Raw genomic sequence first — 24,004 nt, 5'->3', positions numbered from 1 at the left:
ATATGATAACGGTTAACGATATTGCTGTAGAATTTGGGGGGACAACACTTTTTAGTGATGTGACTTTTGCTATTAATGAAACGGATAAAATTGCCCTTATGGGTAAAAATGGAGCTGGAAAATCCACTTTACTTAAAATTGTAGCGGGACAAAATAAACCTACTCGCGGAGGAATTTCTGCACCTAAAGAGGCTGTAATTGCTTATCTACCACAGCATTTGTTAACCACTGACAATGCTACAGTTTTTGAAGAAACTTCCAAGGCTTTTGATGAAGTTTTTAAAATGAAAGCAGAAATTGATGCTATAAATGAAGAATTAACAGTACGTACCGATTATGAAAGTGATGGGTATATGAAGTTAATTGAACGTGTTTCGGATCTTTCTGAAAAATTCTATGCTATTGAAGAAGTTAACTATGAAGCGGAAGTAGAGAAAGTATTAAAAGGTTTGGGTTTCGAAAGAGAAGACTTTAACCGTCCTACAACTGAGTTTTCTGGAGGTTGGAGAATGCGTATCGAATTGGCTAAAATTCTTTTGAAAAAACCAGATTTGATTTTATTGGATGAGCCGACGAACCACTTGGATATGGATAGTATTCAATGGTTGGAAGAATTTTTGATTACGCAAGCAAAAGCGGTTATGGTTATTTCGCACGATAGAGCTTTTGTTGATAATATTACCAACCGTACCATAGAAGTTACTATGGGAAGAATCTACGATTACAAAGCGAAATATTCCGATTATCTTGAGTTAAGAAAGGATAGAAGAGCACACCAACAAAAAGCATATGACGAGCAGCAAAAGTTTATTGCAGAAAATCAAGCTTTTATTGAGCGCTTTAGAGGGACTTTTTCAAAAACGGAGCAAGTGCAATCACGCGTACGTATGTTAGAAAAATTAGTTTTGGTTGAGGTGGATGAGGTTGATACTTCAGCTCTTCGATTGAAATTTCCACCTTCTCCGCGTTCTGGACAGTATCCAGTAGTGGTGGAAGAATTATCAAAATCATATGGTGATCATGTAGTATTTAAAGATGCTAATATGGTAATCGAGCGTGGACAAAAAGTGGCTTTTGTTGGGAAAAATGGAGAAGGAAAGTCGACTATGATTAAAGCCATTATGAAAGATATTGAATTTGAAGGAGGGAAATTAGAAATTGGACATAATGCTCAAATCGGTTATTTTGCACAAAATCAAGCCGCTTTATTGGATGGTGAAGCTACAGTTTTTGAGACCATCGATAGAATTGCAGTAGGAGATATTCGTACTAAAATTAAGGATATGCTAGGTGCTTTTATGTTTGGTGGTGATGATGTTCATAAAAAGGTTAAAGTGTTATCGGGGGGTGAGCGAACGCGTTTGGCATTGATGAAATTGTTATTGGAGCCTGTTAACGTGTTAATCCTCGATGAGCCTACAAACCACTTGGATATGAAAACTAAGGATATCATTAAAGATGCACTTCGTGATTTTGATGGTACTTTAATTTTAGTATCGCACGATCGTGATTTCCTTGATGGTTTAGTGACTAAGGTTTTTGAATTTGGAAACAAACGTGTTCGTGAACATTTTGAAGATATTAAAGGTTTCTTAGCGCATAAGAAAATGGAAAATTTAAAAGAAATTGAAAAATAACGATTAACCTTAAAAGGGTTATTGAAATAAAAAAGCTCCTATTAAGGAGCTTTTTTTATAAAGAGTTAGATAAATTTATTCTTGGATATTTTTTTGGATGCTTTTGAAATACTCTACCAATGCTTTTTTTGAAGCATCATCTAACACTGCGTCTTTATGCATAATGGTATAGCTCGATAAAGGCATTTCGCCCTTTTCAATCAATTCAATTGATTCTTCCAGTTTGTGCGCTTGCTTTTTGGCACTATAACTTCCAAATTCAGAAAAATTTAGTTCGTGTCTTCCCTCATCAATGTGATGTTTTAAAAACCATCCTGCTGGCTGTACGTTAGCATACCAAGGATAAAGACTTTCATTGGAATGACAATCGTAGCAAGAAGCTTTTATTTGAGCTGTAATTTCAGGAGAAGGACTGTATGTTTTTAAAAAATCTTGACTTTCATCAACAGTTGGATTGGTTTTGTCAATTTGAATAAACTGTATGACCACAAGCACAACTGCAAGGGCAAAAAATATTTTTTTCATAAAAAATGGAATTTCGATAAATGTACTAATTATTCTATTTTTTTGAAAAAATCATTTCATTTTTTCTGATTCCTTTGATTGCGTTTCCATGTATCAAAGCCCATTGCATTTGTTTTCATTTTACTTTGCCAATTGTTACCAAAATTCACATTCAAAGCATCGAAAACTTTCCAATTTAATTTTTCGTATTTTTTGATATTGGGTGGTACAACACAACCAAATTCAGAATAGGTAATGTTGAATTCTTTAGCAAAAGCTATATCTGCTTCTGTAATTGTTGAAGCAAAACCGCCCAAAAGATATATGGTTTTGGGTGATGCTGTTTCATTTTGTGCATAGGTCATGCCACAATATATTAGAAAAAGAAATAAAATTATTTTTTCCATGATGAGTTAATTTACCGCTTCAATTAATCGAATAAATTCAGCTTTATATCCCTCATTGTCGTAGGATTTACCTTGTAAGGCCAATGCTTTAATATCGGTTTTAGAAGTTTTATCGATTAATTTGGAATCACGTAGTTTTAAACCAAACCATGCTACTGCCGTACTGAATTTGAAATCTTCTGAAGCTTGTTGTAATTTTTTTGCTTGGTTGTTGATTACATTAACCATTTCTATACTTTTATCACCATCGGGTTTTTTATAGCGAAATTTAATGGTAGCTAATTCTTCCGAAAAAGTGTTATTACTATTTGTATTGGAATATTTTAAAGTGTCAATATCTTTTGCATAGTCACTTTTTACCCCTAGAGGAATAATCTCATACAAGGCAGTAACGGTATGCCCACTTCCTAATTCGCCCGCGTCAATAGCATCGTTTTTAAAATCTTCAGGACGTAATTTTCGATTTTCATAGCCAATTAAACGATAATTTTGAACGTGTTTCGGATTGAATTCAATTTGAATTTTTACATCTTTGGCTATCGCAAACATACTCCCTTTGAACTCTTTACCAAGAAAGCGATTGGCTTCTTGTATATTGTCGATATAGGCGTAATTACCGTTTCCTTTATCAGCTAAAATTTCCATTTTGCTGTCTTTGTAATTGCCCATGCCGTAGCCTAGGCAAGTTAAGAAGACACCGCATTTACGTTTTTCTTCAATTAGTGTTTCCATATCGGAATTTGAAGATGCCCCCACATTAAAGTCGCCATCGGTTGCAAGAATAACGCGATTGTTGCCTCCTTTAATAAAATTTTCTTCCGCGATTTTGTAAGCCAATTCTATTCCAGCACCACCAGCGGTGCTTCCACCAGCTTGCAGTTGGTCTAGCGCCTTTATGATGGTTTCTTTTTGATTTCCTGAAGTGGGTGGAAGTACTAAACCAGCAGCACCTGCATATACTACAATGGCTACCTTATCGTTCTTACGCATTTGCTTTATCAAAACTTTCATTGATTCTTTAAGAAGTGGCAATTTGTTTTGCGCATTCATAGAACCCGAAACGTCAATTAGAAAAACAAAACTGGAGTTGGGTAAATTATCGGTAGGAATTTCTTTTCCTTGTAGTCCTATTTTTAAGAGTTTATGATTTTCATTCCACGGACAATCACTGTATTCGGTGTTTATAGAAAAAGGGTGTTCGTTACTTGGTTGGCTGTATTTGTAGTTGAAAAAATTAACCATTTCTTCAACTCGCACAGCGTCTTTAGGGACAGTTTGACCTTGGTTTATAAACCTGCGAATGTTCGTATAGGAAGCATTGTCAACATCAATTGAAAAAGTCGAAAGGGCTTCATGTTTCGGATTGGTAAAAGGATTTTCAATGAATGAGTCATAGTCTTCATTATTGATGTCATCTAAGTTCTTAACGTTACTGTAGGAGTCATAATGTATTTCCTTTTCTTTAATTGAAACACTACCTTTAATGTATGCATTCGAACTACTTGGACTTAAGTTTGAACTTGATATAGTTGAATAGTTGGTCAAGATTGTAGCTTCTTTTTTTCTATCAATAGCGTAGGCAGCAACTACTGTAACTTCCTGAAGTGTTGATTCATTTTCGAACTTAATATTTATGATATTAGATTTTGTTATTTTTATGGTTTGCGTTTTCATCCCAATATAGCTGAATTCTAGTGATTGACCTTCAGAGGCTTGAATGCTATATTTGCCGTCAAAAGCGGTTGTCGTGCCAGTAGTTGTACCTTTAATCAGTACACTTACTCCAGCTAGAGGTCCAAGATTATCGGAAACAGTACCTGTAATGGTTTTTACTTTGGTTTGTAAAGAAAATAAAGGGTCAATGGTTTTAAAACTTAGGAACAAAAAGAGCATAGCGATTCCTAATGAAAAGATTTTTACATTTTTCATAATAGTATAATTTAAATGAAACGTTAATTTTATTTAGCGAATGTGATGGTTAATTTTTTGGTTTTCCGTTCTTAGTAGTGATAATCACAACACCTTGTTGACCTTTACTGCCGTACTTTTGAACGGCTTCTTTTGTTTGTAAAACGGTGGTTTTGGTGATGTCTTGTTTATTTAAAGGAGCATAAGGACTTGTAGGATTTGGACCAAAAAGTTCTTTTTCGGTATATTCTACTCCGTTGATAATGTAAAGCGGATTGGGTAAATATAGTACTGAATCTACTTCTGTTTCATGTAGCTGTTTGAGTGTTTTGCTAGGTACTGCTTCTCCGTCAATGACTATAAGTGGATCGTGTATTTTGGATTGTTTGTTTGGTTGGGTAACCACTACTTCAGCTGCTGAAAAATTAGAAATCATTTCTTTTTTCATTTTGGCAGATTCAGGCATAAAGCTTGAAATTTGTTGGTCTGGTTCTGCGGTACTTTTGACTTCTTTTTTAAGTTCTTCGTAACCATTTGCACTATCGTCTGGTATTGTTTCTTCTTGGGTTTCTTTTTCAGTTAATACCTCTTTATGCTCATATTGAACGGCTACTGTGTTTTGGTTTAGTTTACTTTGATTTTCAATGAGTGTAACGGCTTCTTTTTCGGGTATAATGGTATTATTTACTTCAGTTTCAACCAATGGTGTATCTTGATTTAAAGGTGTTTGTAAACTATCCTGATTTACAATTGGGCTTCTAAAAGCATCAACTTGAGGTTTGGTATTGAAAAAAGTATAGGTAATAGTACTGACAATTAGAATAGCCGCAGCTACAGCAATTTTCTTCCAATTGTTATTTTGTTTTTTTAATGCATTGGTCTCAAGTTTGTCTTCGATTCGCGACCAAACTTTATCCATAGCATCAAAATTGGGCGTTTCGCCTTTGTTGGAAGCGGATTTGATTTTGTGGTATATTTTATCTTCTGGATTCATGACTTATTTTGCTTTTTGGTAATAAAAAGTGGTAACCAATTCTTTTAACTTTGTTTTGGCCACATTTAATTGCGATTTTGAAGTGCCTTCTGAAATATTTAGTTGGGCTGCAATTTCCTTATGACTGTAACCTTCTATGACAAACAAACTGAAAATGGTCTTGCAACCTTCGGGGATGTATTGTAGCAAATTCAGTAAATCGGCTTCTTCCAAATCGGTTACTTCGTCAGCTAATGGTTGTTGATTATAGCCTACATCTTCGATGTATAAGTTGAAATTTAAGTTCTTTTTGAGCTGTAAAAGACATTGATTAACTGTTATTCTTCTGGCCCAAGCTTCAAACGCAAAATGGTCTTTTAATTGATCAATTTTGGTGAAAATGATATAAAAAGAATCGGCCAACACTTCTTCGATCTCTTCTTCTTTTTTAAGATATCGTTTACACAAAAAGTACAATTTAGGAGCCATATATTCATACAAACTACGCTGCGCATTGCGTTGTTGTTTTTTGCAGTCTTGTATTATTTTTTCATCCATCACAATTGATTGCTTTCTTATATAGAGTACTATTTTTATAAAAAGGTTGGGAGCAGGGTGATTTTTTTAAATAAAAAAAGCCTACCCTGTGGTAAGCTTTTGTAAATGGGGTTTTATAAAGATATATTATTTTTTGATGAATTTGAAGTTTTGGTTATTGTTTATAATAGCCATATAAACTCCCTGATTCAATCGGCTCACATCAATGCTAGTCTCAGCTTCATTTTCAAAATTTTCAGTGATAACAACTCTTCCAGAAAGATCAATAATTTGAATATTTGAAATAGTATCTTCACTAGTGAAGTTGATTATATCTGTTGCTAAAGTTGGATAAACAGAAATTTTATTTTTAGTAAACGATGTAGCACTTAAAGTTGCTCCTCCCCAGTTGGAAACATTTCCAGTTAAGGCAAAGTTTGTAAGTGTTCCGTTTGCATTTGACATTTCGTCGTTTAAAGTAGTCAATCCAGCATTATTACCATATGGAGTACCTTGGTCGAATTTATAATACGCCTTTAAATTTGTTTCAGCTTGAGGGTTTGGAATTTCGCCATCATTACTTATAATTGTTGTAATTTCTGATTGACTCAACGCTTTGTTCCATAAACTAGTTTCATCTACATAGCCATCATGATACCAGTTATATGTTTGAAATGGGATGTATCCTATTTTAAAAGTACCGCTATTTGAACTTGGAACACTACCCGACGCAGCAACAGATCCTACTTCGGTACCATTAGCGTATAGTTTTAAGGTAGAACCATTATATACTAAAAAGAAATGCGTCCACTGGTTCAAAGTTAAACTGTTATAAGTTATAGTAAAAGCACTACCACTTGAATTTCTGAATCTAGCTTCAAGTTGTGTTGAAGAAAGTTGAATCAGATAAAAATCAAAATTGGATTCATTTCTATAACCTGCAAATCCACTAAAATCAGGAAAACCTGAAGAAACATTTTGAGGATATACTTTACAACCTAACGTTATTGCTGTCGCATTGGCTAGTAAATTTTGAGAGTTTGTAACATTTACATAATCATTTGTGCCATCAAAATCCAAGTAGTTGCCTTGTGAAAAAGAGTAGTGAATTCCTGAAAATAGCGTTAAAGCTACAAGTAGTTTTTTAATCATAAGAACTGGTTTTAGTTTTGGTTGTTAAACTGTAAATAAATTAGTTAGGGAAAATTAGTAAAAAATATTATTTATTTAAGAAAATTATTGAGTTAAAATTTTAATTATGACATAAAATTTAATTTAAGTTCATAGATTTAAGTAAAAATGAAATTTTATTCTATTTTAGAAGTATATTTTGTAATATCATCATATCATGAGAAATTTAAAATTAACAGACTTTAAAGCAGATGAAACAATTGTTTTAAATAAAATACAGACGCATATTAACATCGAAGCTTCTGAGCAAAAGAAAGAAAAGGAACTGCAGAAAATTCGTCAAAAATTGAGTAAGCTACAAGATGTGATGTATGCGCATAATAAATACGGTGTATTGATTTGCTTGCAAGGAATGGACACTGCGGGGAAAGACAGTCTTATCCGTGAAGTTTTTAAAGAAATCAATGCGCGTGGTGTGGTGGTACATAGTTTCAAAACACCCAATTCCACAGAACTAGAACACGATTACTTATGGCGTCATTATTTGGCATTGCCAGAGAAAGGGAAATTTTCGGTTTTCAATCGTACGCATTATGAAAATGTTTTGGTAACCCGTGTGCATCCTGAGTATATTTTGAATGAAAGGAATCCAAAAATCAATTCTGTAGATGATATTACACCTGAGTTTTGGGAAAATCGTTTTGAGAGTATAAATAATTTTGAAAAACATATTACTTCCAATGGTATAATTGTTTTGAAATTTTATCTGCATTTGAGTAAAGAAGAACAGCGACAAAGGTTATTGCGTCGTTTGGAAACGGAAAAACACAATTGGAAGTTTTCTCCAGGTGATTTAATGGAACGCGATCTTTGGGATAATTACCAAAACTGTTATGAAGAAGCCATTAATAAAACCTCTAAAACTCATGCGCCTTGGTATATTATTCCAGCGGATAATAAGGAAACCAGTCGCTATTTAGTGGCGAGGGTAATTTTGGAAGAATTACAAAAGTATACCGACATCAAAGAGCCTGAATTGGAGCAGGAAGTACAAGATAATATTAAAATGTATCACGATAAATTGGCCTCAGAACAATAAACTTTATTTTGGTTGTTTTTTTGTTAAAAAAAATATTCCATTTGCAATTTAGCTACCTTTGTAGACAAATTGCAAAAAAATGACGTTGTCGGCTTATACTAAAGAGTTTTCATATAATTTACGTCTGGCTTATCCTATAATATTGGGTATGTTAGGACATACTGTTGTAGGGATTGTGGATAACATCATGGTCGGAAAATTAGGGCCTACAGAATTGGCTGCTGTTTCTCTTGGGAATAGTTTTGTATTTATTGCCATGTCGTTAGGGATTGGTTTTTCTACTGCCATAACACCTTTAGTAGCTGAAGCGGATGGAAAAAAAGATGTTGCTAATGGAAGAAGTGCTTTTCATCACGGACTGTATTTATGCACTATTTTAGGCGTGCTCCTTTTCGGAATTATCTATTTTTCAAAACCCTTAATTGCTTACATGGGGCAACCGGAGCATGTAGTAGAATTAGCAAAGCCGTATTTGGATATTGTAGCATTTTCATTAATACCTTTGATTATGTTTCAAGCCTATAAGCAATTTGCCGATGGCATGAGCGAGACTAAGCTTTCCATGTGGGCAACAATTTTAGGTAACATTGTCAATGTAGTATTGAATTATTTATTAATTTATGGAATTTGGTTTTTTCCAGAATTAGGGATAGTAGGAGCAGCAATTGGTACTATAGTTTCACGTTTTGTGATGCTCGGGTACATGCATTATATGATGAATTTAAAAGAGAAGTTTCATCCATTTTTCAAAGGTTTTTCATTCCATGAAATCAAACGAGATGTGAACCTAAAAATTATAAAATTAGGTTCTCCATCGGCTATGCAAATGTTTTTTGAAGTTGCTTTGTTTACTGGGGCTATTTGGCTTTCAGGCCGATTAGGAACAACCAGTCAAGCAGCAAATCAAGTAGCACTAAGTTTAGCCTCTTTTACCTTTATGTTTGCCATGGGATTGAGTGTAGCTTCTATGATTCGCGTAGGAAATCAAAAAGGATTGGAAGATTATAAAAAGTTACGTTTGGTTGCTTTTTCAATATTTTTATTGGCGACTTGTTTAGAAGTTGTATTTGCACTGATATTTCTGTTGTTTCACAACCAGCTGCCAACCATTTTTGTAAACATGAACGATGCAGCAACTTTGATGGCAAATACTGAAGTGGTTTCTATTGCAGCGCAATTATTATTGGTAGCTGCTGTTTTTCAAATTTCAGATGGTTTACAAGTAGTAGTTTTGGGGGCTTTGAGAGGTTTGCAAGATGTTAAAATACCAATGTATATAACTTTTGTATCGTATTGGGTCGTTGGTTTTCCAATCTCAATTTACTTAGGCTTGTTTACCTCATTGGCTGCTACAGGAATATGGATTGGTTTATTAGCAGGATTATCTTCTGCTGCAATTTTATTGTTTTTACGCTTTAATTATCTAACAAAAAAACTAATTTTGAATGCTGATTCTTAATTAGAAAAGTTTAACCTTATACAATTATTAATATGAACTTACCAAAATTCGTAATAGCAGACAATTCAGATTTTCCAGATGATATCTTTATTATACACTTAGATTTCCCTCAATTTATTATCAATTTAAAAGATGATGAAGTGGAGTTTTTAGAAGATATAGAAGATGAAGATGAGAAAGAATTAGAAAGTGAAATGGAGCATTTGATTACACTTGCTGGTGAATTCTACGATAGAGAAATGGAACGCTACGAAGAGTAGTTCTGTATTATTTTCTATTGTTAAAATACTGATTTAACAAAAGCTGAGCGGCTGCAAAAGGTGATACTTCATTATTTTGTACCGCTTTTTTATTTTGTTCTAATAAAGTTATAATTTCAGGATGGTTGTAAAAATGAGTTTTCAATTGCTCGTTTATGGTTTCCATCATCCAAAACTGATTTTGCTCCTTTCGCTTGTAATCAAAATAGTCATTTTCTTTAACCAATTGAAAATAGTCTGTTATAATGCTCCATACATTGTCTATTCCCGTTTTTTCAAAGGCACTGCATGTGGTTACTTTAGGAGTCCAACCACTATTTTTTGCTGGAAATAAATGTAGAGCTCTATTGAATTCTGTTTTGGCTAATTTGGCTTTAGCAATATTGTCACCATCGGCTTTGTTAATAACGATAGCATCAGCCATTTCCATAATACCGCGTTTAATACCTTGCAATTCGTCTCCTGCACCTGCAATTTTTAATAATAAAAAGAAATCCACCATACTGTGAACCGCTGTTTCACTTTGTCCTACTCCTACGGTTTCTATAATGATAGTATCGAAACCGCAAGCTTCACATAAAATAATAGCCTCTCTTGTTTTGCGTGCAACACCACCCAAACTATCACCGGAAGCACTAGGCCGGATAAAAGCATTTTCATCTTTTACTAGTTCTTCCATTCTAGTTTTATCACCCAGTATACTACCATGACTTATGGAAGAGCTAGGGTCAACGGCCAACACGGCTACTTTTTTTCCTAGAGAAGTAAGGTGTTTCCCAAATGCTTCTATAAAAGTACTTTTTCCAACCCCTGGCACACCTGTAATGCCTATGCGAACCGATTTGTTAGCATGAGGCAGACAACCTTGAATAACTTCATTGGCTTTTGCCAAATGATCAACATTGGTACTTTCAATTAAAGTAATAGCACGACTCAAAGCGGTTTTGTCTCCTTTTAAAATGTTAGAAACCAATTCAGCTGCAGAAGGTTGTTTTCGTCTGAAATTTTGAATTTGTCGGGCAACAGCATCACTAACTGAATTGGGTTGGTTAATTCCGTTAACTTCTGAAAGTGCTGATTTTTTTTCTGGATTTTTCAAGACTAGAATGCTTTTTGTAAAAGTACGACTTTTTTGAAAAAATGGAAGTAACCACATGATAATTGGAAATTGCTTTTACCTTTGTGCCAGTCGCGTATTATGGAAAATATTATATTAATTTTTGTTTGCTTGTTGACCGGAGTAGCCTTTCAATATATCAAAGCTTTTCCTAAAAACATGTATGTTGCATTGAATCAATTTGTTATTTATGTTTCGTTGCCAGCTCTGGCATTGTATTACATTCCAAAAATTGAAATATCCGCTACATTGTTATATCATCTTGGAGTTGCTTGGTTGGGTTTTGGTTTGTCGTTTTTGTTCTTTTTTGCATTGGGAAAGATCTTTGGTTGGTCCAAAAAGTTAACAGGTTGCCTTATTTTAACAGCGGGTTTGGGAAATACATCTTTTGTTGGATTTCCAGTAGTTGAAGCGTTATTCGGAAGTAAAGGACTGGAAACAGCGATTGTTGTCGATCAGCCCGGTTCTTTCGTAGTAATGGCAACATTAGGAATTATTGTCGCAACTTTGTTTTCAAGAGAACAACCAAGCATGAGTTCAATATTGGTTAAAATTTTATTATTCCCACCTTTTATCGCTTTTGGAATTGCTTTGTTACTGAATGTTTTTGATTCGGATTTTCCTACCGCTTTTCAGACCGTTTTTCAAAGAATAGGAGGTACGGTAACGCCCATCGCTTTAGTAGCAGTTGGACTTCAATTGAAAATTGAAAGTAGGAGTAAACATTGGTCTTTTTTAGGTTTAGGTCTTTTCTTTAAGTTGATGATAACCCCAGCGTTTTTCTATATTTTATACCGTAATGTTTTGGGAGGGGAAGGCTTAGTTGTTGATGTTTCTATTATTGAAGCTGCTATGGCTCCTATGATTACCGGAGCAATTTTAGCATCTAGTTATGGTTTAAAGCCAAAGTTAAGTAGTATGATGGTTGGCATAGGAATTCCATTATCTTTCGTAACTTTAGCTTTTTGGTATTGGGTATTAATTACTTTTTAATTTGAAATGGAAATAAATCAAAATATTATAGTTGCTTTAGCCGCAATTGTTGGAGAAAATAATGTTTTTACCGATGAGGCAACACGCATAGATTATGGGCATGATGAAACGGAAGATTATAATTTTCCACCTCATGTTGTAGTAAAGCCAGGAACAACGGAAGAAATTTCGGAGATAATGAAATTGGCAAATAAGCATAAGCTACCGGTTGTGCCAATAGGTGGACGCACAGGTTTGAGTGGAGGAGCTTTATCAATTTCAGGGGGTATTGGTTTGTCTATGGAACGTTTTGCTAAAATTTTGGATATCGATACCCAAAATTTACAAGTTACTACAGAACCCGGTGTCATTACACAAGTTTTAAAAGAGGCGGTTGCAGAACACGGTCTGTTCTATCCTGTAGATCCAAGTAGTATGGGAAGTTGTTTTATAGGGGGTAATATCGCTGAAAACTCGGGTGGTGCACGTGCTGTAAAATATGGGGTTACTAAGGATTATGTATTGAATTTGGAAGTGGTTTTGCCTACCGGAGAAATTATTTGGACTGGTGCTAATACGCTTAAAAATTCTACAGGATATAACTTAACCCAACTAATGGTAGGAAGTGAAGGGACTTTGGGAGTTGTTACCAAAATTGTATTGAAATTATTACCGCAAAATTCGCATAATGTTTTGATGCTCGTCCCATTTTATAAAGCGGAGCAAGCTTGTGAAGCCGTTTCTGCAGTTTTCAGAGCGGGTATAGTACCAAGTGCTTTAGAATTTATGGAACGCGATGCTCTAGAATGGACGATGCGCTTTGTAGAAGGTGTAAGTGTACCTTTGAAGGATAATATTCAAGCACATTTGTTAATTGAAGTTGATGGTAACTATCCGGATGTTTTATTTCAAGAAGCTGAAAAAATTATGAGCGTGGTGGAAGCATTTGAAATTGATGAGGTTTTATTTGCCGATACGGACGATCAAAAAAATGCCCTTTGGAAAATGCGTAGAGCAGTAGGAGAAGCGGTAAAATCCAATTCTATTTACAAAGAAGAAGATACGGTTGTACCACGATATGAATTGCCTACTTTACTGAAAGGCGTAAAAGATATTGGGAACAAATATGGATTCCAGTCGGTTTGTTACGGTCATGCTGGTGATGGAAATTTACACATTAACATTGTGAAAGGTGAGATGTCAGATGAAAATTGGGAAACGGAAGTACCAAAAGGAATAGTTGAAATTTTTGAGTTAACGGTTCGTTTAAAGGGAACACTTTCTGGAGAACACGGTATTGGGTATGTACAAAAGAACTTCATGCCTTTAGCATTTGATGTGACGCAATTAAATTTGATGAAAGGGATTAAGCAACTTTTCGATCCGAATAATATTTTGAATCCGGGTAAAATTTTACCAGATAATTTATAATAAAAAAGACCTCAATTTGAGGTCTTTTTTATTGTTTATTATTATAAAATAAATAGTTACTTTTATAAACATAATGCTTGAAGTGTTGTTTTTTTAATATTTTAAATTTTATAATAACTCATTGATATGAAGAAAATCATTCTGTTTTTGATGGTTGCATGTACAACATTCAGTTGTTGTAATGATGATGACAATAAAACAATTGCCGAAATTGATAAATTACCACCATTAACAACAACAGGGACTAATAAAGCAGGGTGTTTGGTAAATGGTGTTGCTTTTCTTCCAAAAGGTTATTCTCCTAACGGAAGTAATACGCAAGTATATTATGATGGAGAGAGTTTTACATTAAGTATAACGCAGAACACGGATATAGATTTAAAAACTATTGGGATTTTTTCAAACAATACAGAGTTACATAATAATGTTAGTATTCCTTTGATACTTTCAGAATTTGCTAATAATTCAAGATACGGTCTTTATACAATACTGAATGATAATTATCAAAATAATCAACAATATCAAACAACTGATTTGATTACTGGTGAACTAAAAGTAACTTATCATAATTATGAAGAAGCAATTATATCCGGAACATTTTGGTTTGATGCAATTAATAGTGACGGAGAAAAAGTTGAAATACGTGAGGGACGTTTTGATATGAAATATTAATCAAAAAAATGTGAATATTTATTTTGTAAACATAATGCTTGAAGTGTTGTTTTTTTAATATTTTAAATTCTATAATAACTCATTGATATGAAGAAAATCATTCTGTTTTTGATGGTTGCATGTACAACATTTAGTTGTTGTAATAACGATGACAATAAAACAATTGCCGAAATTGATAAATTACCACCATTAACAACAACAGGGACTAATAAAGCAGGGTGTTTGGTAAATGGTGTTGCTTTTCTTCCAAAAGGTTATTCTCCTAACGGAAGTAATACGCAAGTATATTATGATGGAGAGAATTTTACATTGAGCATTACTGAGAACTTAAATGGAGAATTGAGAAATTTTTTATTAGCATATAAAAATGAACTTTTACAAGAAGGTATAAATTATCAACTCACAGAAAATTTTAACACAAACTTACAAACTCCTTTCGGATATGTTTTTTTTACAGATTCTAATTCTGAATTCAACACAAATGAAACAAATTATGGTGAACTTAAAATAGTAAATCACAATTATGAAGAAGCGATTATTTCGGGTATATTCTGGGCTGATGCAATTAATAATGACGGAGAAAAAGTTGAAATACGAGAGGGACGTTTTGATATGAAATATTAATCTAGAAGATGTAAATTAATAATAATGGATACAAAAACTGCCTCATAAGAGAGGCAGTTGTATTGATTTATTTTCCTAAAAACTCTAATAAGATGGGGTCTGCATTTTTAAAAGTCGGCGCTTGCTCTGTAATAGAAGCGACTCTCTTTTTGTTCAATTTCATTGTGATATCGGCCTCTGTGGTAAATAACAAACACGAAAGGAACGGGTTGTTAATACAAGGAATTAATTCTTTTTCCATGTCATCAATCTCACAAATTTTAACCAATTCCTGTAAACCGTTTTTGTAAATCTTAAAAGTAAGAGCTAATTTTAAAACATTATCTTCAACAGTAGTGCGAACATAAATATTTTGTAATTCAGGCTTGCCAACGGTTTTGGCTAATGTAAGTTTTGCAAAAGTACCAGCAGCGATGCTTTCTTTTACGGTATTGAAGAAGGTGGTGTAAACAATATTGTTTTCCATAGTTAAAGCCCTAAAGTTGTTTTTATCTTTTCATCAAAAATCAGACTGAATAATTTGTTTTCCTTGTCTTTGTTTAAAAATTTCCATTTTTGGTTGGTTGAGTCATCCGCAACTGCAATTAAAGTGGAGCGCAACTTGATGGTAAATGCATTTTTAGTTTTATCATAGGAAACTTCTTTTGCTTCCATATTGGTTTTAAAAATATCAATCATCATTTCAGCATCTTCCATTGGTTCTTTAAAAGTCATTTCCATTACGTTGTTATGGTCAACTAAGCAAAAAGTTTTGTTTTCTATTTTTTTGATGTCCCCAAAAGTAAATTCTGGAAGCACTTCAATCAATTGTATTGAAAATTGGTCGTTTTCCATCATCTGCTCAAACATGTCTTTCATGGATTCTTTTGGAACAATATCAAATACTTTTGGATACGTAGTTTCAAAAATCTTTTCGTAATCCATATTGGAAGCCGCTTTGTAAGCTTTTGCAGCTTCAATCTTTAAGCTAGCCATATCTTGTGCAAATGTGGTTAAACTTGCTAAAAGAAATAGGCTGAATACTATTATTTTCTTTTTCATGGTAGTGATTGTTTTTTTCAAATATAAAAAATCCCTAACGGCTTTGGGCTATTAGGGATTGATTTTTAAAAAGTTGATTTTTATTCGTTAACGATAACCCATTCGCCAGAAGCGACCATGCTTTCTGCTTTTTTGTATTTCATGGTTTCACTTTTTCCTGTGATAACATGTTTAATGGTAACGGTGTCGTTACGATTAATTTTAGGCATATCGCGCGTTATAGTTTCTGTAACTTGAGGTTGTTGTTGCGTTTGACCTGCTTGTCTGCTGCGAGCGGCCAATTCGTCTGTGTTTAAAATTTCCTCTTTTGTTTCAGTATAACTTTCTTTTGTAGGTACTTCTTTTGCCTCACTGATATTGTTAGGATTTTGAGAAGGTAAATCAGCTTTAAACAAGAACGAAATAACATCTTTGTTTACTTGATTCATCATGCGTTTGAACAATTCAAAAGCTTCAAATTTGTAAATCAATAAAGGATCCTTTTGCTCGTGAACGGCTAATTGAACCGATTGTTTCAATTCGTCCATTTTACGCAAGTGCTTTTTCCAAGCTTCATCAATGATGGCTAATGATACATTTTTCTCAAAGTCCGTCACCAATGATTTTCCTTCACTTATGTAAGCTTTTTCCAAATTGGTAACTACATTAAGCGATTTGATTCCGTCTGTAAAAGGTACTACAATACGTTCGTATTGACCGTTGTTGTTTTCGTACACATTTTTAATCACAGGGAAAGCTTCATGTGCATTACGCGCAGATTTTTCCGTATAATGTGCTAATACCGCTTTATAAGTTTGACCAACGATGTCACGCTCTTGCATTTTAGCAAATTCAGCAGCAGTAACTGGCGAACTGATAGAAAAATAACGGATTAATTCGAATTCAAAGTTTTTGAAGTCACCTGCTAGTTTATTGTTTTGTACAATTAATTCACAAGTATCATACATCATGTTTGCGATGTCAACTTTTAAACGCTCTCCGTGTAAAGCGTGGCGACGACGTTTGTAAACCACTTCACGTTGCGCATTCATAACGTCATCATATTCTAATAGACGTTTACGTACTCCAAAGTTGTTCTCTTCTACTTTTTTCTGAGCTCTTTCAATAGACTTGGTCATCATAGAATGTTGAATAACTTCACCTTCTTTTAAGCCCATTCTATCCATTACTTTGGCAACTCTTTCAGAACCGAATAAACGCATTAAGTTGTCTTCTAATGATACGTAGAATTGAGAACTACCAACATCACCTTGACGACCTGCACGACCACGTAACTGGCGGTCTACACGACGTGAATCATGACGCTCTGTACCAATGATAGCTAAACCACCTGCTTTTTTAACTTCGTCTGATAATTTAATATCGGTACCACGACCTGCCATGTTTGTTGCAATGGTTACAACTCCTGGTTTACCCGCTTCTGCAACAATTTCAGCTTCGCTTTTGTGCATTTTAGCATTCAAGACATTGTGCGGAATGTTTCTCATTTTCAACATTCTACTCAATAATTCTGAAATTTCAACCGATGTTGTACCAATTAAAACCGGACGTCCCGATTTTGATAATCCTACTACATCTTCAATTACAGCATTGAATTTTTCACGAACGGTTCTGTATATTAAATCTTCTTTGTCTTTTCTTGCAATTGGACGGTTTGTTGGAATTTCAACAACATCCAATTTGTAGATTTCCCAAAACTCTCCTGCTTCAGTTACAGCTGTACCTGTCATACCGGCAAGCTTGTTGTACATACGGAAGTAATTTTGAAGTGTAACCGTTGCGAAAGTTTGCGTAGCAGCTTCAATTTTTACATTTTCTTTCGCCTCAATCGCTTGGTGTAATCCGTCTGAATAACGACGGCCATCCATAATACGACCTGTTTGCTCATCTACAATCATGACTTTGTTGTCCATGATTACATACTCCGTATCTTTTTCAAATAAAGCGTAGGCTTTTAACAACTGCGTAAGGGTGTGAATACGTTCTGATTTTACAGAGAAGTCTTTGTATAATTCTTCACGTCTTTCTGCGTCTTCTTCAGTAGAAAGATTTGCTTTTTCAATTTTAGCAATCTCTGTTCCGATGTCTGGAAGTACGAAGAAATTCTCGTCTGTATCTTTTGATAAGAATTGAATACCGTTATCGGTTAATTCAACTTGGTTGTTTTTTTCTTCAATAACAAAGTACAATGCTTCATCAATTTTAGGCATTTCTCTGTTATTATCTTGCATGTAGAAGTTTTCCGTTTTTTGAAGTAATTGCTTAATTCCTTCTTCTGATAAAAACTTAATTAATGCTTTATTTTTAGGTAAAGCTCTGTGTGAACGTAAAAGATAGAATCCACCATCTTTAGTATTGCCTTCTTTGATTAATTTTTTTGCCTCTGTTAAACAGTCAGTAGCCAATTTACGTTGCAAGGTAAATAAATTTTCAACTTTAGGTTTAAGTTCGTTGAATTCATGACGGTCTCCTTGCGGAACTGGTCCTGAAATAATTAATGGTGTACGTGCATCATCAATCAATACAGAATCGACCTCATCGACAATAGCAAAGTTGTGTTTTCTTTGTACTAAATCAGCTGGCGAATGCGCCATATTATCACGTAAATAATCGAAACCAAATTCGTTATTTGTTCCGTAAGTAATGTCAGCATTATAAGCATTTCTACGTGCAGCAGTATTCGGTTGGTGATTGTCAATACAATCAACTGTTAACCCGTGGAACTCAAACAAAGGAGCTTTCCATGTGCTATCACGTTTTGCCAAGTAGTCATTTACGGTTACTAAGTGTACCCCATTACCAGTTAAGGCATTTAAATATAATGGAAGGGTTGCAACCAATGTTTTTCCTTCCCCTGTTTGCATTTCCGCAATTTTACCTTGGTGTAAAACCACACCACCTATTAACTGAACATCATAGTGAATCATATCCCAAGTGATGGCTTTTCCAGCAGCATCCCATGAGTTTGCCCAGCTTGCATTATCACCTTCAATTGTGATATAAGGTTTTAAAGCTGATAACTCACGGTCTTTAGCAGTAGCAGTAACGGTAATGTTAGTATTGTCTTTAAAACGACGTGCAGTTTCTTTTAAAACAGCAAAAGCTTCAGGCAGTATTTCATTTAATACATTTTCTGAAATTTCATACGCTTCTTTTTCAAGATTATCAATTTCAGTATAGATGTCTTCACGTGCATCAATATCTTCTGTTGTTTCAGCTTGTTGTTTTAAAGCCTCAATCTTGTTGTCTTTTTCAGCGCGTGCTGTTTTAATTTTTTCTTTGAATTCAGTTGTTTTAGCACGCAATTCATCGTGTGAAAGCGCCATTAAAGCTGATTCAAATGTTTTTACTTTGTTTATTAAAGGTTGAATAGCTTTTACGTCTTTCTGGGATTTATCCCCTACGAAAGCTTTCAATATCGAATTTATTAAACTCATGATGGTTTATATTTTTATTCTAAATACGTGTTCAAATTTACAAAAAAAAGCCTCTTTAAGAGACTTTTCTAATGTTGTGTTTTTATTTGCTAATACTCATCCTCGTTCCAAAGGTAATCTTCGTCAGTAGGATAATCTGGCCATATTTCTTCCATTGATTCATAGATTTCTCCTTCATCTTCTATTGATTGAAGATTTTCTACTACTTCAAGAGGAGCTCCTGTTCTAATGGCGTAGTCGATAAGTTCGTCTTTGGTAGCTGGCCAAGGTGCATCACTCAAATAAGATGCTAGTTCTAATGTCCAATACATTTTTTTACCGATTTTAATTTATGCAAAAATAATTTTTTAACTTAAAAAGTCAAGTTTTTTTTACTTTATTTTTAAATATTTATAAGAACGTTTTTTTTAGCTGTCCATTTTAATTCAAATTCGCCAGAAAAAAACATATTTTACTTTCTCGGAATCCACTTCACTTCGTCAGCGTGCAAATCATGAGACAACTTCCGTGCCAACACAAAAAGGTAGTCAGAAAGTCGGTTTAAATAAGTTAAAACGCGCTCGTCAGTAGGTTCTATTTCATGTAAATGCACAACCAAACGCTCCGCTCTACGGCACACACAGCGGGCTATATGACAATATGACACGGTAGTGTGTCCGCCTGGTAAAACAAAATGTGTCATTGGAGGCAATTCACTATCCATTTTGTCAATTTCGCTTTCTAAATATTGAATATCCTCATCGGAAATTCGATTGATGTTCAAACGTTGTTGTCCATTTTTTAAAATTTCTTTTTCAGGTGGTGTAGCCAAAATGGCCCCTAAAGTGAACAAACGATCTTGTACTTCAATAAGCACCGCTTTGTATAATGGATTAATCTCTTGATCGCGAATTAAACCAATATAGGAGTTCAATTCGTCTGTAGTACCATAACTTTCAATGCGTATGTGGTGTTTCGGCACACGCGTACCTCCAAATAGAGAAGTGGTTCCTTTGTCACCTGTTTTAGTATAAACTTTCATGATTTTGATTGTTTCTTTGTTTTTTTCGATGATCGGATGGTGAACTTTTTTCTGTGGTTCAAACTGCGATGCTGTTTTTTTGTAACCAAACGTAAAATAAGGTACAATGCCGCTAATATCCCAATCAGATAAAACATGATTTTTAAAATTTATCAAATATAGCAAAAACTAAATTTTACTAAAGTGCTATTTTTTTACTTGAATAATCTGTATTTAGAATGATTATAGGAGTCCTCTAAAAATTTCTGCTACTGCAGCTTCGTAGTTTTTACTATTACCTGCTTTCTTTATTTTCTTTAGCGTTTTTTGTGGATCAGGAAATGAAGTGGAAAAATACTCCCAAAAACCTAACATTTTCATTTTTATAGGAGTAGGTCCTGATAAGTAAGCGTCGTATTCGCTATAAATAGTATCGTGAAACTCACGGAATATTTCAAAACGATTCTTTGGGTATTCGGTTGTATCGGCTTTAATCATGCTCGGTAAAAAGGGATCGGCAATAAGTCCTCGGCCTATCATCCAATGGTCAATTGCAGGAAAGCGTTCTTTCAATTCTCTGAATTTTTCAACTGAAGTGATATCACCGTTATAGTATATTTTTTGTTTGGAATGGTCCAAACAACGTTGGAACGAATCCAAATCTACACAGCCTTTGTACAATTGTTTGCCAATACGAGCATGAATGGCAATGTTTTTTATAGGGTATTTTTCTAAAACTGGAAATACATCCAGAATCTCGGTTGGTTCATCATAACCCATCCTCATTTTCATCGAAACAATGATGTTGGTTTCTTGATGGGCGCGATCTAATATATGGTCAATTTGGGAAAAATTTCGAATCAATCCTGAGCCCATACCAGATTTTGCAACCATAGGGTAGGGGCACCCTAAATTCCAATTGAGTTCGTCATAGCCTAGTTCTTTTACATATTTTGCTACAAAAAGAAACTCTTCCGCATCGTTGGTAATAATTTGCGGTATAACTGTTAGAGTTGAGTTGTTTTCGGGTAAAATATCACGTTCATAAGAACCTTTGATTGCTAACTTTCCATTCAAGCGAATATAAGGAGAATAAAATGTGTCAATTCCACCAAAGTATTTTTGGAAAGCATTACGAAAGCGAAAATCGGTAAACCCTTGAAGTGGCGATGATAATAAAGTATTTGTCATAACTAAATTTGAAGCGACAAAGATAGTTGAAAATACAGTGATACAGTACTAGACTGTAAATAGATAAATTAACTTATTTTGCTTTTCGATTTGTAATATCGCTTTCAATCAGTCCATCACGAAGGCGAATAATACGATGTGCATGTTCCGCAATATCTTCCTCGTGCGTTACTAAAATAACAGTATTTCCGTTAGCATGAATTTCGTCAAAAAGATTCATGATTTCTAACGAAGTTTTACTGTCTAGGTTTCCTGTTGGTTCATCAGCAAGTATCATGGCAGGTTTGTTAACAAGCGCTCTTCCAACCGCTACACGCTGACGTTGTCCTCCAGAAAGTTGATTCGGTTTGTGATCCATACGATCGGCTAAACCAACCTGTGTTAATACTTCTGTTGCACGTTCATTACGTTCTGATTTTGGATGTCCCGCATAAACCATAGGAAGCGCAACATTATCAAGGGCTGTGGTTCTAGGCATTAAGTTAAAAGTTTGAAACACAAAACCAATTTCTTTGTTTCTGATTTCTGCTAATTCGTTATCGTGCATTTCAGAAACTAATTTGCCGTTTAAGATATAACTGCCTGAAGTAGGAGTGTCCAAACAACCCAAAATATTCATAAGTGTTGATTTACCAGAACCCGAAGGGCCCATGAGAGCAACATATTCTCCTTTGTTAATGGTTAAATCAATGCCTTTTAAAACATGAATTATTTCTTCTCCAAGTTCAAAGTCGCGTTTGATGTTTTTAATTTCAATTATAGGTTCTGCCATTAGAGAGCGATATTTTGAGTTTTAAATCTTAAACTAAGATGCTGTTCATAAGTAGAGTAATAAAGAATTTTGTTACAATTAAATTTTTATTTTTTCAAAAAGGAAAGAACTCAAGTTTTTTTCTGGATTGATAATAAAGTGTTCCTTGTTTTGTTCTTTTCTAAAGATAATCATGCCCCATTGAAAAGTGTCAATACTAACAGTTACTGCTGGGTGATTTTGTATTTGTTTCCAGGCTTCATTCATATCAGGGGACCAATGGATGTCATCAAAAATCCACAAGGTATCATTGTTTATGGTGGGAAGTAATAATTCAAAATATTCCAAAGTAGCTTCTTTGGAATGGTTACCATCAAAATAAACAAAGTCGTATGTAATTTCTCTGTTTTCGGTTAGGTATTTTGAAAATTCAGTATTGATAAAGTTTATATTTGGGTTTTCAAACTTAAGCTGCTCAAATTGTTGTTTGGCCGTATTCAAAGTTTTTGGGCAGCCTTCCAGAGTGTTTACTTTTGCTTTAGGATTTCCAAGAGCTAAAGAATTTGTTGCGAGTCCTAATGAAGTTCCTATTTCTAAAATCGAATTTGGTTGGAAATAACGTACGATGCGGAATAATAATTCTGCATTTTTTGTAGAAATTCCTGCATTTTTTGCAATAGCAGCTATTGTGCGAGAGTTTGATGTAAAAACTCTTGATCCGGCTCCAAAATCAGTAACTTCAATGCTGCTTTTGTTTTTTAAAAGCGATTGTCGGTATTGTTTTAAAAGTTGATATTCTGGATAAACGGTTTTATCGTAAAAGCATTTCGTAACCAAATTAAACACAAAAGGCGAATGAATTCCATGTTCGTTACTGGATTTTAGGATAAATTTTAAGTAAGATTGGAGCTGAAATACCATATTTAGAATAAAACAGAAATTAATTTGTTGGCTAAATTTACAAAGCAGAAGATTTTTCTTTCAATTCTCTGATTTTTATTTTTAACTCAGCGTTTTCTTTTTTCAAATCTATGATTCTTTCTTTCTGAAGTTCAATGACATAATCGAGATGATTGATGTCTACATTTGGACTTTCTTTTGATACACCTCGAAACAACCAATTGGCATCCAGATCTTCAAATTCGTTCAATATTTTGAACATCTTGTCTGTACCAAAAACTTTTCCGTTTTTAATGTTGCTAATTTGACTTCCAGATAAGCCTAATAATTTCGCAGTATCGTTTATTCCTAAGTTTCTGCTTTTTAAGAATTTGTAAAATCGGATGCCTAGTTCGTTAAAATTATCCATTAAAATTAATCGTTTAAAGTTTGGAAGGTATTCAAAATAATTTACATTTGTACAATAAGATGAACAGCGTTTCATTAAATGCAAATTTAAGAATTAATTGATAATTTAATAAAACTAAAATTTATGTCGGATTTTTTAAGACAGTTTGGACAAGATTTAAAAGCGAACGTTTCGGGGTATATTGCAGTAGCAGTTACTGAAGTAAAAAGTGGTATTTCATATTATTCAGACTCGGTTTTGCCAAGTTTTGATCCTGAGTTGGCATCTGCTTATAATTTAGAGGTGGTAAAAGCTAAACTTAAGGCTATTGATGCTTTAAAATTAAATCAGTCTATCGATAGTATCATGATTACTTTAACAGGTCAAATCCATATTATTGATATATCTGATGATAAAAGATATTTTATTTATATGGCTGTTGATTCTACTAAGTCTAATTTAGGAATGGTAAAAGCGTTACTGAATAAATACAAAAACGATATTACAGGTAAACTTTAATTTATTCTCAAAAAAAATCCCTAATACTTACTTCTGTTTTAGTAGA

At 34.0% G+C, this 24,004-nt stretch carries 25 protein-coding genes; 9 read left to right on the top strand and 16 right to left on the bottom strand.

Annotated elements, in window-relative coordinates; genetic code table 11:
- The first annotated feature begins 2 nt into the window (after positions 1 to 2).
- Entirely contained in the window at positions 3 to 1,637 is a 1,635-nt protein-coding gene (locus tag ACFS5J_RS06085; RefSeq protein ID WP_379811165.1) for an ABC-F family ATP-binding cassette domain-containing protein, read from the top strand.
- Between the two features lie 75 nt (positions 1,638 to 1,712).
- Here ACFS5J_RS06085 and ACFS5J_RS06080 read toward each other — a convergent pair whose 3' ends face one another.
- The 6 genes from ACFS5J_RS06080 to ACFS5J_RS06055 form a co-directional block, all read right to left on the bottom strand.
- Positions 1,713 to 2,162 (bottom strand): heme-binding domain-containing protein, encoded by a 450-nt coding sequence (locus ACFS5J_RS06080; protein ID WP_379811164.1) that lies wholly within the window; start codon positions 2,160 to 2,162, stop codon positions 1,713 to 1,715.
- A 56-nt stretch (positions 2,163 to 2,218) separates the two neighbouring features.
- On the bottom strand, positions 2,219 to 2,548 hold the full coding sequence (locus tag ACFS5J_RS06075; RefSeq protein ID WP_379811163.1) for an FEKKY domain-containing protein: 330 nt from the start codon (positions 2,546 to 2,548) through the stop codon (positions 2,219 to 2,221).
- A 6-nt stretch (positions 2,549 to 2,554) separates the two neighbouring features.
- On the bottom strand, positions 2,555 to 4,477 hold the full coding sequence (locus ACFS5J_RS06070) for a vWA domain-containing protein (protein ID WP_379811162.1): 1,923 nt from the start codon (positions 4,475 to 4,477) through the stop codon (positions 2,555 to 2,557).
- Positions 4,478 to 4,526: 49 nt separating this feature from the next.
- Complete coding sequence (locus tag ACFS5J_RS06065) at positions 4,527 to 5,450, bottom strand: hypothetical protein (protein WP_379811161.1); 924 nt, start codon at positions 5,448 to 5,450, stop codon at positions 4,527 to 4,529.
- A gap of 3 nt (positions 5,451 to 5,453) precedes the next feature.
- Positions 5,454 to 5,987 carry an RNA polymerase sigma factor gene (locus tag ACFS5J_RS06060; RefSeq protein ID WP_379811160.1) on the bottom strand — a complete coding sequence of 178 codons (534 nt, stop codon included), beginning with the start codon at positions 5,985 to 5,987 and terminating at the stop codon, positions 5,454 to 5,456.
- 126 nt (positions 5,988 to 6,113) lie between these two features.
- Complete coding sequence (locus ACFS5J_RS06055; protein WP_379811159.1) at positions 6,114 to 7,118, bottom strand: LamG-like jellyroll fold domain-containing protein; 1,005 nt, start codon at positions 7,116 to 7,118, stop codon at positions 6,114 to 6,116.
- A 196-nt stretch (positions 7,119 to 7,314) separates the two neighbouring features.
- Here ACFS5J_RS06055 and ACFS5J_RS06050 point away from each other — a divergent pair, with 196 nt between their 5' ends.
- From ACFS5J_RS06050 to ACFS5J_RS06040, 3 genes are all read left to right on the top strand, one after another.
- Entirely contained in the window at positions 7,315 to 8,196 is an 882-nt protein-coding gene (locus tag ACFS5J_RS06050) for a PPK2 family polyphosphate kinase (RefSeq protein ID WP_379811158.1), read from the top strand.
- Between the two features lie 79 nt (positions 8,197 to 8,275).
- Positions 8,276 to 9,655, top strand: coding sequence for an MATE family efflux transporter (locus ACFS5J_RS06045; RefSeq protein ID WP_379811157.1), 1,380 nt, complete (start codon positions 8,276 to 8,278; stop codon positions 9,653 to 9,655).
- 32 nt (positions 9,656 to 9,687) lie between these two features.
- Positions 9,688 to 9,915 (top strand): hypothetical protein, encoded by a 228-nt coding sequence (locus ACFS5J_RS06040; protein ID WP_140998851.1) that lies wholly within the window; start codon positions 9,688 to 9,690, stop codon positions 9,913 to 9,915.
- Between the two features lie 7 nt (positions 9,916 to 9,922).
- Here ACFS5J_RS06040 and meaB read toward each other — a convergent pair whose 3' ends face one another.
- A complete protein-coding gene (gene meaB, locus ACFS5J_RS06035; RefSeq protein ID WP_379811156.1) occupies positions 9,923 to 11,071 on the bottom strand; it encodes a methylmalonyl Co-A mutase-associated GTPase MeaB in 1,149 nt (382 codons plus the stop codon).
- 42 nt (positions 11,072 to 11,113) lie between these two features.
- Between meaB and ACFS5J_RS06030 the strand changes: the two genes are divergently transcribed.
- The 4 genes from ACFS5J_RS06030 (at position 11,114) to ACFS5J_RS06015 (ending at position 14,731) form a co-directional block, all read left to right on the top strand.
- Positions 11,114 to 12,025, top strand: a complete 912-nt coding sequence (locus ACFS5J_RS06030; protein ID WP_379811155.1) for an AEC family transporter — start codon at positions 11,114 to 11,116, stop codon at positions 12,023 to 12,025.
- 6 nt (positions 12,026 to 12,031) lie between these two features.
- Positions 12,032 to 13,435 (top strand): FAD-binding oxidoreductase, encoded by a 1,404-nt coding sequence (locus tag ACFS5J_RS06025; protein ID WP_379811154.1) that lies wholly within the window; start codon positions 12,032 to 12,034, stop codon positions 13,433 to 13,435.
- Positions 13,436 to 13,561: 126 nt separating this feature from the next.
- The gene (locus ACFS5J_RS06020) at positions 13,562 to 14,107 is read left to right on the top strand and encodes a hypothetical protein (RefSeq protein ID WP_379811153.1); all 546 of its coding nucleotides are present in this window, start codon (positions 13,562 to 13,564) and stop codon (positions 14,105 to 14,107) included.
- 87 nt (positions 14,108 to 14,194) lie between these two features.
- Positions 14,195 to 14,731, top strand: coding sequence for a hypothetical protein (locus ACFS5J_RS06015; protein ID WP_379811152.1), 537 nt, complete (start codon positions 14,195 to 14,197; stop codon positions 14,729 to 14,731).
- Positions 14,732 to 14,798: 67 nt separating this feature from the next.
- Here ACFS5J_RS06015 and ACFS5J_RS06010 read toward each other — a convergent pair whose 3' ends face one another.
- The 9 genes from ACFS5J_RS06010 to ACFS5J_RS05970 all read right to left on the bottom strand — a co-directional run bounded on the left by ACFS5J_RS06010 (position 14,799) and on the right by ACFS5J_RS05970 (position 23,535).
- Positions 14,799 to 15,197, bottom strand: a complete 399-nt coding sequence (locus ACFS5J_RS06010; RefSeq protein ID WP_379811151.1) for a hypothetical protein — start codon at positions 15,195 to 15,197, stop codon at positions 14,799 to 14,801.
- A 2-nt stretch (positions 15,198 to 15,199) separates the two neighbouring features.
- Entirely contained in the window at positions 15,200 to 15,772 is a 573-nt protein-coding gene (locus tag ACFS5J_RS06005; protein WP_379811150.1) for a hypothetical protein, read from the bottom strand.
- 80 nt (positions 15,773 to 15,852) lie between these two features.
- A complete protein-coding gene (gene secA / locus ACFS5J_RS06000) occupies positions 15,853 to 19,209 on the bottom strand; it encodes a preprotein translocase subunit SecA (protein WP_379811149.1) in 3,357 nt (1,118 codons plus the stop codon).
- An 89-nt stretch (positions 19,210 to 19,298) separates the two neighbouring features.
- A complete protein-coding gene (locus ACFS5J_RS05995; RefSeq protein ID WP_002986941.1) occupies positions 19,299 to 19,520 on the bottom strand; it encodes a DUF2795 domain-containing protein in 222 nt (73 codons plus the stop codon).
- A gap of 140 nt (positions 19,521 to 19,660) precedes the next feature.
- Positions 19,661 to 20,230: a cob(I)yrinic acid a,c-diamide adenosyltransferase gene (locus ACFS5J_RS05990; RefSeq protein ID WP_379811148.1), complete on the bottom strand. Its 570-nt coding sequence runs from the start codon at positions 20,228 to 20,230 to the stop codon at positions 19,661 to 19,663.
- Positions 20,231 to 20,452: 222 nt separating this feature from the next.
- A complete protein-coding gene (locus ACFS5J_RS05985) occupies positions 20,453 to 21,400 on the bottom strand; it encodes a tRNA dihydrouridine synthase (RefSeq protein ID WP_379811147.1) in 948 nt (315 codons plus the stop codon).
- Between the two features lie 73 nt (positions 21,401 to 21,473).
- Positions 21,474 to 22,172, bottom strand: a complete 699-nt coding sequence (locus ACFS5J_RS05980) for an ABC transporter ATP-binding protein (RefSeq protein ID WP_379811146.1) — start codon at positions 22,170 to 22,172, stop codon at positions 21,474 to 21,476.
- Positions 22,173 to 22,250: 78 nt separating this feature from the next.
- A complete protein-coding gene (locus ACFS5J_RS05975; RefSeq protein WP_379811145.1) occupies positions 22,251 to 23,072 on the bottom strand; it encodes an O-methyltransferase in 822 nt (273 codons plus the stop codon).
- Positions 23,073 to 23,109: 37 nt separating this feature from the next.
- A complete protein-coding gene (locus tag ACFS5J_RS05970) occupies positions 23,110 to 23,535 on the bottom strand; it encodes a helix-turn-helix domain-containing protein (RefSeq protein ID WP_379811144.1) in 426 nt (141 codons plus the stop codon).
- 48 nt (positions 23,536 to 23,583) lie between these two features.
- Here ACFS5J_RS05970 and ACFS5J_RS05965 point away from each other — a divergent pair, with 48 nt between their 5' ends.
- Positions 23,584 to 23,958, top strand: coding sequence for a hypothetical protein (locus tag ACFS5J_RS05965; protein ID WP_379811143.1), 375 nt, complete (start codon positions 23,584 to 23,586; stop codon positions 23,956 to 23,958).
- Positions 23,959 to 24,004: the final 46 nt, after the last annotated feature.

The organism is Flavobacterium chuncheonense, from assembly GCF_042686145.1.
GTDB classification, from domain to species: domain Bacteria; phylum Bacteroidota; class Bacteroidia; order Flavobacteriales; family Flavobacteriaceae; genus Flavobacterium; species Flavobacterium chuncheonense.
This window is presented reverse-complemented; position numbering and strand designations above follow the sequence as displayed.

Excerpts from the sequence above, each read along its gene's own strand:
- ACFS5J_RS06085 (WP_379811165.1), top strand. The coding sequence starts at position 3 with ATGATAACGGTTAACGATATTGCTGTAGAATTTGGGGGGACAACACTT.
- ACFS5J_RS06080 (WP_379811164.1), bottom strand. The coding sequence starts at position 2,162 with ATGAAAAAAATATTTTTTGCCCTTGCAGTTGTGCTTGTGGTCATACAG.
- ACFS5J_RS06075 (WP_379811163.1), bottom strand. The coding sequence starts at position 2,548 with ATGGAAAAAATAATTTTATTTCTTTTTCTAATATATTGTGGCATGACC.
- ACFS5J_RS06070 (WP_379811162.1), bottom strand. The coding sequence starts at position 4,477 with ATGAAAAATGTAAAAATCTTTTCATTAGGAATCGCTATGCTCTTTTTG.
- ACFS5J_RS06065 (WP_379811161.1), bottom strand. The coding sequence starts at position 5,450 with ATGAATCCAGAAGATAAAATATACCACAAAATCAAATCCGCTTCCAAC.
- ACFS5J_RS06060 (WP_379811160.1), bottom strand. The coding sequence starts at position 5,987 with ATGGATGAAAAAATAATACAAGACTGCAAAAAACAACAACGCAATGCG.
- ACFS5J_RS06055 (WP_379811159.1), bottom strand. The coding sequence starts at position 7,118 with ATGATTAAAAAACTACTTGTAGCTTTAACGCTATTTTCAGGAATTCAC.
- ACFS5J_RS06050 (WP_379811158.1), top strand. The coding sequence starts at position 7,315 with ATGAGAAATTTAAAATTAACAGACTTTAAAGCAGATGAAACAATTGTT.
- ACFS5J_RS06045 (WP_379811157.1), top strand. The coding sequence starts at position 8,276 with ATGACGTTGTCGGCTTATACTAAAGAGTTTTCATATAATTTACGTCTG.
- ACFS5J_RS06040 (WP_140998851.1), top strand. The coding sequence starts at position 9,688 with ATGAACTTACCAAAATTCGTAATAGCAGACAATTCAGATTTTCCAGAT.
- meaB (WP_379811156.1), bottom strand. The coding sequence starts at position 11,071 with ATGTGGTTACTTCCATTTTTTCAAAAAAGTCGTACTTTTACAAAAAGC.
- ACFS5J_RS06030 (WP_379811155.1), top strand. The coding sequence starts at position 11,114 with ATGGAAAATATTATATTAATTTTTGTTTGCTTGTTGACCGGAGTAGCC.
- ACFS5J_RS06025 (WP_379811154.1), top strand. The coding sequence starts at position 12,032 with ATGGAAATAAATCAAAATATTATAGTTGCTTTAGCCGCAATTGTTGGA.
- ACFS5J_RS06020 (WP_379811153.1), top strand. The coding sequence starts at position 13,562 with ATGAAGAAAATCATTCTGTTTTTGATGGTTGCATGTACAACATTCAGT.
- ACFS5J_RS06015 (WP_379811152.1), top strand. The coding sequence starts at position 14,195 with ATGAAGAAAATCATTCTGTTTTTGATGGTTGCATGTACAACATTTAGT.
- ACFS5J_RS06010 (WP_379811151.1), bottom strand. The coding sequence starts at position 15,197 with ATGGAAAACAATATTGTTTACACCACCTTCTTCAATACCGTAAAAGAA.
- ACFS5J_RS06005 (WP_379811150.1), bottom strand. The coding sequence starts at position 15,772 with ATGAAAAAGAAAATAATAGTATTCAGCCTATTTCTTTTAGCAAGTTTA.
- secA (WP_379811149.1), bottom strand. The coding sequence starts at position 19,209 with ATGAGTTTAATAAATTCGATATTGAAAGCTTTCGTAGGGGATAAATCC.
- ACFS5J_RS05995 (WP_002986941.1), bottom strand. The coding sequence starts at position 19,520 with ATGTATTGGACATTAGAACTAGCATCTTATTTGAGTGATGCACCTTGG.
- ACFS5J_RS05990 (WP_379811148.1), bottom strand. The coding sequence starts at position 20,230 with ATGAAAGTTTATACTAAAACAGGTGACAAAGGAACCACTTCTCTATTT.
- ACFS5J_RS05985 (WP_379811147.1), bottom strand. The coding sequence starts at position 21,400 with ATGACAAATACTTTATTATCATCGCCACTTCAAGGGTTTACCGATTTT.
- ACFS5J_RS05980 (WP_379811146.1), bottom strand. The coding sequence starts at position 22,172 with ATGGCAGAACCTATAATTGAAATTAAAAACATCAAACGCGACTTTGAA.
- ACFS5J_RS05975 (WP_379811145.1), bottom strand. The coding sequence starts at position 23,072 with ATGGTATTTCAGCTCCAATCTTACTTAAAATTTATCCTAAAATCCAGT.
- ACFS5J_RS05970 (WP_379811144.1), bottom strand. The coding sequence starts at position 23,535 with ATGAAACGCTGTTCATCTTATTGTACAAATGTAAATTATTTTGAATAC.
- ACFS5J_RS05965 (WP_379811143.1), top strand. The coding sequence starts at position 23,584 with ATGTCGGATTTTTTAAGACAGTTTGGACAAGATTTAAAAGCGAACGTT.